Genomic DNA, 13577 nt, shown 5'->3' on the forward strand with positions numbered 1-13577 from the left:
ATCAAAAGTCCTTAAAATTGTTTCGTATAATCGAGTTTAACTTCTGAGCTGTCGCGGCCTGAGCGCGGCTTTGATTGATGCTCAACACCCAACGACAGTTGATCATCACCGCTCAAGCGCCAACCAATCTGAGCCTTAGCAGCATAATCAAAGCGCGACAGCTTGGGGCGGTACCCAACCGATAGGTCAGCTTCCCAACGCGGGTTAGCGGAATGAACTAAAGGCCGCTGCCCCATATAACCTTGCCCAACGCGAACACCCGCAGCGATACGTTGATAGGGATCCAAAACCAATGGGCGTCGCTCATCTGGTTTTCCAAGCACCCCTTCTTTATCAAAAAACTGCGCAGTCACATCACCGTAAATCTCAAGGTGGGTATGTCCTGCTGCTAGCGATTCGCTGAGCTGCAGCGAAATCTCCGCGCCATCGCTCAGTGTATGTTGGTCTCGATCCAGATAACGCAGCAGTGCCGCTTTTGCCGATGCGCGAGTACGCGCAGAGATCTGGTATTCAGCCGTCATCGCCACGCGATGTTGAGCCGCACCACGCTCAAACGCTTTGTTTTGTTTGTTCTCTTCGTTGAAGCCCGCCTCAACTCCCCAAACAAGATAGGGTGTCATCTGCGCGCGGTAAGTGAATGTTGCTCCAACCCGGCTGCCGAGTTCTGCGTTATCACCGCTAACTTGCAGGCCATACTCAGAATCAGCAAAGAAACGCTGCAGCGATAGCTGCCAATTGATTCTTTCAGTGTCTTCTCTGCGGCGGTACTTGTACTGCTCCAGCTCAGCCGATACTTGTAGGTTACGCCATGGGAAGTTCAACGTGAGACGTAGGCGCTCGTCATCATCCCGATTGCTCGAATACGAAGCGCTAAAACTGCGGTTATGATAACGGCGCAAACCATACCATTCGCTGAATAGCTGACGCTTCTGATTTGCCGGGTAATCCTGATCTTCAAGCTGCTTTTCTGCCAGTTGGAATGCCTCTGCGAAGAGGCCCATTTTTCTCATCGCGGCAATACGATCTAATGTTGGTAGCGCGTTGGGGTCCAACTCTTTTAACAGCGCCGCTATGCGCTGTGTGTCGTTCCGCTGCAGAGCTTGGGATAACTGGAACCACCCGGGCAGATCGATCTCGTGCCAAACTTGGCGGCCGAACATATAGCGCCCAAATTCAGATCGCCCTTCTCCAAGCAACCGCAACAAAGCAAGGTCTGCTTCTTCACTTGACTGCTGCAACCAGCGGCGCGCGGCAAATGCTGCGGCACTTGCTGAGCCGAAGAACTGTTCGATGACCGCATCAGCAATATAGTCCGGCATGGTTTCTAGCTTCGATAAGCGGCTCGCGATATAGCGTCGAATGCGCCAGCTAGCGTCAATTTGGTCCGTGCGTAATAGCACTTCGCTCAGTTGATATAGGATCGCGATGTTATCGCTATCGTTAGCAAGCGATTTTTGATAAAGAAATATAGCTTGCCGATCAAGACCAAGTGCATCACTCATCCCCGCAAGCAATAAGCGCCAATCCTGATTTGGCCATTGATCTGACCAACGGTAGTAGAAAGGCCGCATTAGGGCTTCATCCCGTTTTTCAAGATAGAGCCAACCAAGCGATTGGTGAGCAGATACGTTGTTGGGGTTTAGTTCGATAGCGTGATCAAGATACTGCTCCGCCTGTGGGATATCACCACTTGCTAACGCAAGCTGCCCAAGCACAGTATAAACATCTGAGCTGGCAGGCTCGTTACGAAACGCATCTACCGCTTGAGCTAACCGTTTAATGTCTGCGTCTCGATCCGAGCGGCTTGTCAGTGAAGCGATTTGGATTAGCTTGCTAGCATCCGGAGCCTTGTCAAAATCTTGCCAGAGCCAATCAAGCTTCGACTCGACATTTTTGCCAAACTTCGCTTCAAGGTAGCGAGCTTTCTCGGTTTCCTGAGCCTCACCGCGCTTGATCAACTCCGCATAACTGCGTGCGATAGCGCGTTCATCACCGATACGCCAAGCCATCTCAGCTAGCATGCTCCAATAATCTTCGTCATCCTGCATAACCGCCAGTGGCGCAGAAGCCAGTACATGATACGCATTGGCATAGTCACGCTTAAGAGCAAACGCCATTGCAAGACTGTGATATTGGCGACTATTCGCTAAACCTACCTGTTTGAAAACGCTCAATTTATCGGGCATGTCAGCCATGTTCCCCGTGCGCTCCAACAGATGAATCTCCCAGTCTAGTAACATCTGACTGTAGCCAAACCGTGCCGCATAATTGCGCAGATCAGTAATGCCCATTTCAGGCGTGCCTGCCAATTCATGCGCCTCGACCCATTTGCCAATTTCAGGGTCGCGAATGCGGTTTGTTTGCGTGTAATCGCGGTAATACTGGGTAAGCTGTTCATACTCATATGCCGCCCAACCCTGTCTAATGGTTTCATTGAACACATCTTCGCTCGGAGCATGGGCAAGCAACCAAGCACCATCTTGTGTCGCAAGCTCCGGATGACCCAACCAAAGCTGCAATTGCCAACGACGATATCTTAGTGAGCTATCAGACGGGCGGCTCTCGACCACTTGATCAACCAATTGACGCGCGCCAGCCAAATCTCCTGCGGCGATGCGGCTGTTGATTGCAGGCTCTAGCCACTTTTCGCGCTGCTCAAAGTGAGCGGGAAAAAGGTTATCGGGCAAACTGGTCAAATCAGTGCGACCGACAACTTCCGCTAATTTTAGCAGTTGGTCGTAGTAATCAGGCAAAGCTTCTGGATAGCGTTGTAACCATTCAATCGCGCGTTCGTGCTGTCCAGCCGCTTGAGCGAGGGCAATACCTTCCATCAGGTTCGCAGGCGTCACAGCCTCATCAAAGAGCGTGATGGCAGCTTTACCATCGCCTGCCGCTAACAGGGCTTGCGCGGCTGCCAATAGATCACCCTGGGCTTCATAATAGAAAGACAACCAGCGGTTCATCCCCAGCGCTCTTGCAACCGCCAGATCATCAGCCGTGACCTGAGCAGGTGTTAGACCTTTAATTGTCGAGCGGATCTGTAGCTCAAGCTCATGTTTATCCGCGCCGGAGACACTCGCCCAAGCACCATACAGAATCGCCCGCTGCAAACGCTCAGCCCGCGTATCATGACGCTGCACCAAAGGCTCCAATAGGGCGCTTGCTTGGGTATATTTGCCCTGATCGATCAAATCTTGAGCTCTAAGCAACGCGGCATCTGCGTTATCAGGCTGCGTTAGAGTTTCTGCCTTCAAATATGCAGAACTTACCTGACTCGGCGCTTTTTGAGCAGCTACAACAGGGCTTAACTGCCGGCTACTGTATTGGTTATAAGTTACCCAAAGGGCCCCAACAATCACTAGCAGCAGAATAAAAACATAGCGTTTACGAATAAACGGTTGTTGCTCGTCGAATTCAGTTTCCATACTCATTACCCAACCCTATCAACGGCAAACCAGTGAGCCTCGATAAACACCTTTGCTCATACGCAATACCTGCTTGCTCCCCACTTTTTTCGGCGTAAAACGCTGCCCATTCGCCTGATAGTAACAACGGCCAGATAAAGCAAGTGCCAGCTCTGCCGCTTCATAAGCGGTGAAATCTAACAGCGTTTCATTACCCTGCGGTTGCCAGCGTTCAAGTAAAACATTCCCATCAACAACGCGAGGGGCTTTTCGGCTCCACTTTCCTGGCGCAATAACCGGGTTCTTACCAACAAGATGGACATAGGTCCGTTCTTTTTCCGCGACAAACCCCGCAACGCCCTCACTACCAAGATTGGTGACAGCCACCTCTTGATCGAAACGAACCGTCTTCAGAGTTTGAGAAGCTAACACCCAGCTACCATTGGCGTGTTTTGCCAACGCCACATCGTAGATATCTTTTGCGCGCTCAGCGTACTCGGAAAGATAAGCAGCCGTATGGGGTTGCTCCATCGAATATTGATATACCGCTTGTAGCGCTTTCACACTTGCAGGATACGTACCCGAATAGAAGTGATAGTAGATATTCATAGGCTTGAGGCGATAAGGAACATCCGTCTTTTTGAACGTATCGATCACATCGCGGAAGCCATAGAACGGTCCAGTCCAGTCATTGGTATAAACGTTCTCGTTCATGATTGGCGCGTACAACTGAACCAACCCCTCTTTCTCTGGACGCCCAACAGGCCAAACTTGAGATAACGACGGATGATTCTTATTGGTATAAGTAACACCGCCGTTCACATTCAACACGCCGGCAGCTTTTGCCAGCCTGAGAGCCTCAACGCGAGCGGTAGCGTCCCCAGTCCACAGCACCATCTTCACGCGCTTTCCTTCGGGGGCAAGCGCGCTGTTGATATAATCGATGGAACCGGTAATTTCGCGCTCAAGTGAAACCTCGTAGCCAGGCACATCCAAGTGAAACCCGTAAAGCGTCTCTGATTCATCCACCTTGGAGCGCCCCACCAGATACTCCCAGAAAAATGGATGGCTAAATGAGTGCGATGCCATCTCAACGTAGTCTTCCGAGAAGATCTCTCGTGCTAATGTTTCTAGTTTCGGACTTTGGAAGCGGTATAAGCCTTTCGGGCCCACCTCTGCTTCGATAACAGATACGGTGGTTGGTAACTGATATTTACGCAGTACATCATCAAGTATCACTTTGGGCACCAACGGCGTCCCTTTAATAAACGCCTTACTTGGGAATCCATCACCATCAATGTGTACAAGCAGTAAACGGCGTCCAGTTTCTGTCGATACGTCAGGCGCAGGAATGTCTTGCAGGCCGAGACCTTTTTTAAGTAGATAGATAGGATCAAGACGCCAACGCATCACTCCGTTTGGCAGTAGATCGATTGGCCACAGGCCAAGTACCAACATGCCCGCATCGGTTTTAATCGCTTGGACGATCTCTTTGTTGTAGGCATCTTTTAACGAGAAGAGCACTTCGCCTGTAACTGAGTCATCTCGCACATACTGGTCGATATCTTGCCGATCCCACTCGACCGCACCTTCACCGATAATCGCGGGGTCAAGACGGTGCACCTTAAAAGGTGCTTTTGCTGTGGCAGGCTTAACACCGAATTGACGCAGTAAGCCAGCATTGGTTGGCGCAGACCCTAAGATAAGCATTGGAATCTTGTGCATAGCCTCGCCCAGCCAGGCATCTAGCTGCTCGGAGTAGAGCCCATGCTGTCGAGGCCAAAACACAACGCCAGCATACAATGCAGGGTCGGCCTTGGGCGGTAGCCTCTCAGCCAGATCGATATAAACAGGGTTGTAGCCAAGATACTCAATCATCGTACCGAGGTGCTTGTGAATCTGGCTCATTACGAAGCTTTCATCGCGGCTATCATAGAGCGCAAGTAGCTTACGAGGCACAGGCCGCAATGAGCTAGTGCCCCATTCCGATAGCTGCCCATCGGTTACCCATGCCTTAAACCCAGCTTTGTTAATGCGGTCAGCCATCGCCTCTCGCTTTGGCAAAGCCTGCGCGTAATCGATGACCTGCACATCAAAGCCTAGCGACTTTGCGTGCTTGAGCCGCCCCATCAGCCAACGTCGTCCTTCCGGGTCAGACTCGCCATAGCTATCTCGCTGGTTGTTGTAGTGGCTATATAGCCCTTCAGCGACAACAGCCTCCGCCAGTCCAACACTTTCATCAAGAATATCGAAGCCGCGATTAAAGATGAGTTTCCCCGCCATCTGCGCTGAGAGTTGCTTAACAATCGCAAGTAGCGCCTGACGCTGAGGCTCAAATCGCTCGGCACCGACTAAATGAAAGCTATCCATCGTATCGAGGAAGAGACCGTCAAACCCCTGCTCCTGATAGCGTTGCGCCTTAGCTACCAATGAGCGCTGCCATTCTAAGCTCGTGAGGTCGGGCACTTGAGTACCCCAATTCTCATTTACCGCCAAAATGGGAGCTGAGCTATCGGCAACGACTTCACCCACACTTAGGTACGCATAGACTTGCGTGCCGCGCTGGTGCAAAAACTCAAGCTGCCATGCTTCGATGGCGTTGGGCTGAACAACAAGCCGAGGATAGAGCGACGCCTCCTGTACCGGCAGGTCAGGGCTGTAGAAAAAAGCAATCGAACGATGCTTCTTTTCGAGACCAGTGCTTGCAGCGGTCATGCTAGAGGTTGCAATGAGGCAGAAAAACAAAGAGATGAGAAAACGCAAACAAAACTCCTTCAGTAGCCACGCAACTTTCGATCTAAACTTATTTTCAAACACTGTCTGAAAATAATAACAGTCTCAGTTGAACCTTATCTTAACTCTGATGCCTCGCTGTCAGCATAGCTGCTCTTCTATAAAAGCGCATGATTTAGAAGGAGTTTTTTGATCTAAATACTACTAATTAAGAAGTTACTTGTTCTGTGGCATAAAACTTTGCGGAACAGATCAAACCGCCCAGCGAAGACTGCTTTCAAAGAGAGACGAATGCTTATGAAAGCACAAAGAAGAGGGCGTATTAGCTAAACGAACTGGAGGTCAGAGGAGTGCGTTAGACAGCTTTTTTCGAGGAGGGACTAAAGAAAGTCTGGAGAGCCATAGTAGGCTCCCCTTCACAAGCGCGACTAGCGCGCCGCCAACGGCGCAATGTGACCAATAAAATCGTCAGCACTGATCATACCGATAACCGTATACTCTGGGCGTAACTCACCTTGAGCATCATAGAAGATCAAGGCTGGCGGCCCAATAACGCTGTACGCCTTGTTAAGGGCCTTAGCTGCATCATCGTTGGATGTCACATCAATCTTGATCGATACGAAGGCATCAAGTGAGCGTTGTACCGCGGCATCTGAAAAAGTGAATGTATCTAACTCGACGCACGACACACACCAATCAGCATAGAAGTCGAGCATAACGGGTTTACCTTGTTGCTTAGCATCCGCAAGCAGTGGCTCCAGTTGCGCCATGGTCGTCACTTTGGTGAAGGCCACCTGTTTGCTCGGTGCAACTGCGCCATTAGCAGACGCCAGAGACTGCAACGGGTAAACCATGCTACTCGCTCCTGATAGTAACCCAATCATCAGCGCTACCCCATAGAGCAGCATCAGCACCCCCATGCCTTTCCATAGACGATGCCAACCTTTCGCTTCTGAAGAGAGTTGGTCCAGTGCGCGCATGTAGATCGCAGTGGTAATGAGCACGATGGCTGTGAGAGCCATGGTGACTTGCGCAGAAACAACACGATCGAGCATCCAAATGGCCATCAGAATCAGCAGGACGCCAAAACCTGCTTTGATAGAGTCCATCCAAAGGCCAGCTTTGGGAAGTAACTTTCCTGCCGATGTACCCACCAATAGAATGGGCACTCCCATCCCCATACTCAGAGCAAATAGCGCCGCACCACCCATGACTGGATCACCTGACTGACCGATGTAGATCAGCGCACCCGCTAATGGCGCCGCCATACACGGACCGACAATCAGCGCCGATAGCAATCCCATCACCGCAACACCCGTCACTGTGCCACCCTTCTGGTCATTGCTACGCTGGCTGAGACGGCTTTGCCAAGATGCTGGCAGCTGGAGGTCATAAAAGCCAAACATTGACAGTGCCAATGCAACAAAAACTGCGCTAAAGAAGCCAATAATCCATGGGTTTTGGAAAGCAGCCTGCAAGTTTTCACCAAACAACCCTGCTAAGACGCCCGCAATGGTGTAAGTAACAGACACAGCCAGTACATATACCGTGGAGAGCCCCAGCGCTTTTCGCGTTGTGATGCGATGCCCATGGCCTGCGATAATACTGGAGATAATAGGAATCATTGGGAAAACACAGGGCGTTAGCGAAAGCGCTAAACCTGCGAGGAAAAAAGCGCCAAGTGTTAACAACCAATCCTTACCGGATAACAACTGGGCGAACTTGTCTTGTTCGCTAACACCACCACGAGGAGCCACTTCGGATACGGGAGCACCGCTAGCTTTGGAAGTGGTAGCTGCAGGTACGCTCGCAGCGCTTATCGGCGTTAACTTAGCCGGCACCGCTGAAACGGGAAGCTCTTTACTAACAGGTGGATAACAAATACCCCCCTCCCAGCAACCTTGATAGCTAACACTTAAAACGCCATCAGCTGGCGTTTCTAGCAAGCTCTTGAGCTGCAGCGCCACTTCGGCGTCGTAATGAAATACCTCAACGGTGCCAAACAGCGGGTCGTCTTTTGTATCTGTTGTGCTATTGGAGCGCGAAACAACCTCAATGGTGTCAGGAGGGGTGACCTGTACGCGATCACGGTACAGATAGTAGCCTTCAGGAATTTGCCACCGCAGCACGACGCGCCCGTCCTCTCCTACTTCGGGACTAAAGACAAACGCCTCCTCCACCGGCAGCGGTCCATCCTGCTGGCTTTTTCCAAATGGGTTGCTACTGCTCTCAAAAAAATTAGCTACAGCAAGCTGAGAGAATAGCAGGCTCAGCATAAAAAATAGCGATGCAAAATGACGACTGTTCAACAACACCGTTGAGTTACTCCTACACGACTGACCGGTGGGCTATGGACTCGTAACACCTACAAGAGTTCGCGCTTTACTGCCCATTTTAAAGTTTTTTTCCACTTAAAGCTCAATGCTTTACTAGCACCTTTGTATTCTAACACTACTCATTCGTCGTATTGTTCACCAGAAGATCACAGATAGCCTTATAAACTTCATGTAATTATGGTAAAAGTATCGGCCCTTAGAAAACGTGTGAGCTGAAACTTGCACTTGTTAATGCTTCAGGAAATGCACCATGACTGATAATCGGGTAGAAAACCTCAATATAGAATCTCACTCTGTCTTGGTAACGCCGGAAGGTCTGAAACAAAAGCTCCCGATCACAGACAGCTCTGCAGCTGCTGTTATGGAAGGGCGTCAGGTTATCCGCGATATCTTAGACCGTAAAGACAAGCGTTTGTTTGTTGTGATTGGCCCATGCTCTATTCACGACGTGGATGCTGCCATCGAATATGGTAAGCGCCTAAAAGCGCTGTCTGAGAAGGTTAACGAAACGATCTATATCGTCATGCGTGTGTATTTCGAAAAACCACGTACGACTGTTGGCTGGAAAGGCTTAATTAACGACCCTCACCTAAACGATTCGTTCGAAATTGAAGAGGGCCTACATAAAGCGCGTAAGCTACTGCTCGATCTTTCAGAGATGGGGCTACCACTGGCAACCGAAGCACTGGATCCTATTTCACCTCAGTACATGCAAGATCTGATCGCTTGGTCTGCTATCGGTGCGCGTACAACTGAATCTCAGACACACCGCGAAATGTCGTCTGGTTTATCCTGTGCAGTGGGCTTTAAAAACGGTACTGATGGCGGCCTAGATGTGGCTATCAATGCCCTGAAATCCGTTAGCCACCCACATAGTTTCTTGGGTATTAACCCAGATGGGCAGGTATCTATTATTCGCACCAAGGGCAACCAATACGGGCATGTTGTGCTGCGTGGTGGTAACGGCAAGCCAAACTATGACTCTGTTAGCGTTGCGCTGTGTGAGCAAGCACTAGAGAAAGCTGGCGTGCAGCCAAATATCATGGTTGATTGCAGCCATGCTAACTCTAGCAAAGATCCAGCACTTCAGCCTTTAGTTGCTGATAACGTTACCAACCAAATTATTGAAGGTAACAAGTCGATCGTTGGCTTAATGATCGAATCCAACTTGGCATGGGGTAACCAGTCGATCCCGGATAACCTAGCCGATCTCGAGTACGGCGTTTCTGTTACTGATGCCTGCATCGACTGGGATGCCACTGAGAAAACACTGCTACAAATGCACGAGAAACTCAAAGGTGTACTGACAACTCGCTAGTCACACCAAATAAGCCCCGCTCAACCGCGGGGCTTTTTGTTTCCCAGCAGCTACCTTGCTTGTTTTTTTGCAGGGCAATAGCGCCGAATCACAAAAAAGCCAATAACGCCCGAAACAAACGATCCGAGCATAATTCCCAAACGCTCATCAAACACTTGGTTGACGCCGGTCTCACCAAAGGCAAGGGAGCCAATAAATAAGCTCATCGTAAAACCGATACCGCAAAGCAACGCGACACCAAATAGCTTGCCCCAATCAATCGATTCTGGGAGCTTTGCAAAGCCAAAACGCACACCAACCCAGCAGAATGCAAACACACCGATAGGCTTTCCTAACGCAAGCCCCAACGCAATGCCTAATGTTACTGGGTGTGTGAGTTGAGCGATGCCAACCCCAGCCAAGCTAACGCCCGCGTTACAAAACGCAAAAATAGGCAAAATCACAAACGTAACAATTGGCATCAAGTCGTGCTCTAAGTTACGTAGCGGTGAGCGCTTTTCTTTTCCCGGCACAGCAATCGGGACAAACATTGCAAGCAGCACGCCCGCCAAGGTTGCATGTACACCGGACTTCAAAAGTGCGACCCACATGACTAAACCAATAATCAGATAGACGCGCCGGTAAGGTACACCAAAGCGATTACAAGCGAATAAAGCCGCGATACAACATCCAGAGATTGCCAAGGCTACTAGCGAGATGTCTGAAGTGTAGAACACAGCGATAATGATAACGGCACCGATATCATCGAAGATCGCTAATGACGCCAAAAAAACCTTTAGCGCCAAGGGGACCCGATCACCCAGCAGCGATAGAACCCCCAACGCAAAAGCGATATCGGTCGCCACCGGAATAGCCCACCCCTGCAACCCAGATGCGTTGTCGTGATTCAACGCAAAGTAAATGAGAGCAGGCACCACCATTCCACCCAGCGCCCCCAAGCCAGGCAACATAACGTGTTCAAACTCTTTCAGCTCACCCACTAAGAACTCGCGTTTTAGCTCCAACCCTACCAACAAAAAAAACAGCGCCATCAAGCCGTCATTCACCCATAGTAAGAGTGGCTTAGAAAGGCTGGCGCCGTTCAAGCTAACTGCCAACTGCGTATCGATAAGGTAGCTATAGAATTGCTGGTAAGGAGAGTTGGCCAGCAGGAGCGCGATGATGCTGGCGATCACTAATACGGTGCCGCCAATGCTCTGCTTAGAAAAGAGTGATCGCAATGTATATGCTAGCGAATTTCCCATACAGCCTCCTAAGCAAGGTTCAGGGTGTCATCGGAGTAGATATCATCTGCTTCGCTGTTATCAAAACGTAACTCTAGGCTGTAGGTCAAGCCATAGGAAACCTACTACCTGTAGCGCGACCACCTAACTAGTGACTCATAAGCACTTGTTGTTTACTCAAATTGTTTACTCAACGCCGTCTGTGCCAACTAGCGGCATAGCCAGTGACAAAAAACTGGACGTCTCGGGCAAATAAAAGCGCTTAATTAATTGAAAGTGTTAAAATTTAGCTTAGATTAACGAAAAATAATGGCAAACTTTTTCCGTTATCTGTATCTAAAGAAAAACTAAATTTCTAGGACATGCTTTATGCTCAACTGCTTCACCACACCACGGGGCCGCACCTGGATGTGGATTCTTATCTTAGCCCTCGGTATTGCCATGGAAGCGGTCGCTCTCTTCTTCCAATATCAGCTAGATTACGGACCTTGCGTACTGTGTGTACATATTCGTGCTTGGGTCTTCGCGATTATATTGGTCGCACTCGTCGGCTTATTTTCAAACAGCTGCCAGATTGCACAACGATTTAGCAGTGTGCTCTTTTTAGGCGCTGCTATCGGCATGTTAGAGCGTGCTTACGTCACCCTCGGGATTGAGCGCGGTTTCATTGATGGCGCATGTACGTTGGATTCTGGTTTTCCAGATTGGCTGCCGCTAGACAAGTGGTCAGCGACGATTTTCGAACCGTGGGAAGCGTGTGGCTATACACCAGAACTGCTGTTCGGCATCACAATGGCCGAGGGATTAGTCGCCCTTGCCGTACTGCTGGTAATGGCCGCACTGCTGATGCTCGTAGGTAGTTTCAAAAAAGCGTAATGCAGCTTGAGAGAGCAGATTTTGCTCTCTCTATCCTCAAAATCAGTCGAAGACGTACGGACAACCACCGTAGCTGTTCATGTCCTCGCTCCAACGCCGCACATCGTTCGCACGGCGCCAGCGACTATGGAAAAACTCCATAAGACAAACGCCCTGCTTTACTTCTACGAGGAATGTATCACCCTCTTTTACCTGACTATACTCAGGATACTGATCAGACCGCCCCCAAGTTATGCCGCCTTTGCTCGCGGTATACGCCTCCCAGAACATCTCCACATCGCCACCAGACTGCCACACTAGCGGTTCGGCTTTGTCGGTAGCACCGTGCTGCCCTTGAGCATACGCCTGCATGCTAACCAACAGCGCTAGCACCATTAAAACCTGTCTCATAACACCTCCTATCAACAATTCACTACCTCCCAGCATAGCTGAACGGCGCTATTCAGCTACCCAATCAATACCTGATGAGTCATTGATAAAGGTATCCACTACCAGCACAGGTACCTCTAAACGATGCGAAATCTCTTTAAGCACAACAATCTCAGCGTGAGTAACGCCGCCATCCGCCTTCGCCATTAAACAAAGATCGCGGATAAGCTGAATACGGCGCGGCTGTGTCACATGCTTCACAACCTGCGCTGCGCGCTTGGGTAGCTCCTGCTTCAGTTTCTGGAGATTAAAGTCCTCACGGTACTTGTAGCGACCAAAAAACTGCTCAAACACCGCTATCTCGTTCGGCGAAATACCTCCATCAGCATCCGCTACCAAGAGTGCGCCAGCAAACAGTAGATGGCGCATCGCCAACGCAGATTCCGTGCGAGACTCTAGATAGCTTGGCTCCATCAGACCCATCAGCCCCTCGACACCCATCTCCAGATCCATCTGCGCCGCACCGCCTTTCATCATCAGCTCAGAATGATGAAAGAGCTGCAAAGCTTTAACGCGCAACGGGCTGAACGGGTGAGTAGAGAACCAGTCCTCTGCACTTGCACTCGAACCTGACTGCTCATCAGTGATTTGCATATCATCCACTTGGCTCAGAAAATCATCTAGATTAAACCTTACCGCCGTGCTCGTAACACCCGACGCTAGCTTAAATAGAGCTCGCGCAACAGCATGAAGGTTTTGCGTACAGAAAGCGCCGGCTCGATCAGCAGAAATCTCCGCATAACGGGACCAACTCGTTAAGCGCAGCGCAAGATCAGGCGGGATACTCGTCTTACCTTTAAGCAGATAGCCAACCGGAATATCATGGTGCTGGTAGACAAAGTGACCAAGCTCATGCCCCATTACAAACCGTAACTCCTCTTCATCAAAACTATCTAATAGACTTGAGGAAAACATGATAAAAAGCCGCCCCTCCTCCGGCTTAACACATGCAGCGTTAAAGTGAGGACTAGAGTAAGCGTAAAGCTCAATGGGGATCGTGACACCTAACTTTTCAGCACAATCTTGCGCTATACGGCTCAAGCTGGGTGCCATTACCGGGCTCAGCCTAACAGATGTAGATAACAAGCGACGCCTAACACTTTGCACCCCCTGAGCTTCCATCTGGGCAATCTGCTGCTGTATCGCAATCACTTCAGGCGTTTGTGCTAGCTTCTCGGCTAACGCAGTATCATGGGAAGATCGTATTAGCGCTGCGCTCATAAACCTACACTCCTACTTCATTGTTTTTTATGAGGCT

The 13577-nt window shown here is 50.1% G+C and carries 8 protein-coding genes; 2 read left to right on the plus strand and 6 right to left on the minus strand.

All coding sequences use genetic code 11. The features are described from left to right. Positions 1-11: 11 nt before the first annotated feature. The 3 genes from EOE65_RS08850 to dsbD form a co-directional block, all read right to left on the minus strand. Positions 12-3425 carry a tetratricopeptide repeat protein gene (locus EOE65_RS08850; RefSeq protein WP_164847060.1) on the minus strand — a complete coding sequence of 1138 codons (3414 nt, stop codon included), beginning with the start codon at positions 3423-3425 and terminating at the stop codon, positions 12-14. 18 nt (positions 3426-3443) lie between these two features. Next, the gene (locus EOE65_RS08855) at positions 3444-6167 is read right to left on the minus strand and encodes a bifunctional glycoside hydrolase/polysaccharide deacetylase family protein (RefSeq protein WP_127693949.1); all 2724 of its coding nucleotides are present in this window, start codon (positions 6165-6167) and stop codon (positions 3444-3446) included. 398 nt (positions 6168-6565) lie between these two features. Then, positions 6566-8452 carry a protein-disulfide reductase DsbD gene (gene dsbD / locus EOE65_RS08860; RefSeq protein WP_240656952.1) on the minus strand — a complete coding sequence of 629 codons (1887 nt, stop codon included), beginning with the start codon at positions 8450-8452 and terminating at the stop codon, positions 6566-6568. Positions 8453-8723: 271 nt separating this feature from the next. Here dsbD and EOE65_RS08865 point away from each other — a divergent pair, with 271 nt between their 5' ends. Beyond that, positions 8724-9791 carry a 3-deoxy-7-phosphoheptulonate synthase gene (locus EOE65_RS08865; RefSeq protein WP_127693950.1) on the plus strand — a complete coding sequence of 356 codons (1068 nt, stop codon included), beginning with the start codon at positions 8724-8726 and terminating at the stop codon, positions 9789-9791. A gap of 50 nt (positions 9792-9841) precedes the next feature. Here EOE65_RS08865 and nhaA read toward each other — a convergent pair whose 3' ends face one another. Continuing rightward, complete coding sequence (nhaA, locus tag EOE65_RS08870; protein ID WP_127693951.1) at positions 9842-11035, minus strand: Na+/H+ antiporter NhaA; 1194 nt, start codon at positions 11033-11035, stop codon at positions 9842-9844. Between the two features lie 348 nt (positions 11036-11383). On the opposite strand from nhaA, the gene EOE65_RS08875 reads away from it, so the two are divergent. Beyond that, the gene (locus EOE65_RS08875; protein ID WP_127693952.1) at positions 11384-11890 is read left to right on the plus strand and encodes a disulfide bond formation protein B; all 507 of its coding nucleotides are present in this window, start codon (positions 11384-11386) and stop codon (positions 11888-11890) included. Between the two features lie 42 nt (positions 11891-11932). Here the strand turns inward: EOE65_RS08875 and EOE65_RS08880 are convergent, their stop codons facing one another. Together EOE65_RS08880 and EOE65_RS08885 are read right to left on the minus strand one after the other, a co-directional pair. After that, a complete protein-coding gene (locus tag EOE65_RS08880) occupies positions 11933-12280 on the minus strand; it encodes a hypothetical protein (RefSeq protein WP_127693953.1) in 348 nt (115 codons plus the stop codon). Positions 12281-12328: 48 nt separating this feature from the next. Further along, the gene (locus EOE65_RS08885) at positions 12329-13540 is read right to left on the minus strand and encodes a M48 family metallopeptidase (protein ID WP_127693954.1); all 1212 of its coding nucleotides are present in this window, start codon (positions 13538-13540) and stop codon (positions 12329-12331) included. Positions 13541-13577 lie beyond the last annotated feature (37 nt).

Source organism: Neptunomonas marina (genome assembly GCF_004005935.1).
GTDB classification, from domain to species: Bacteria; Pseudomonadota; Gammaproteobacteria; order Pseudomonadales; family Balneatricaceae; genus Neptunomonas; species Neptunomonas marina.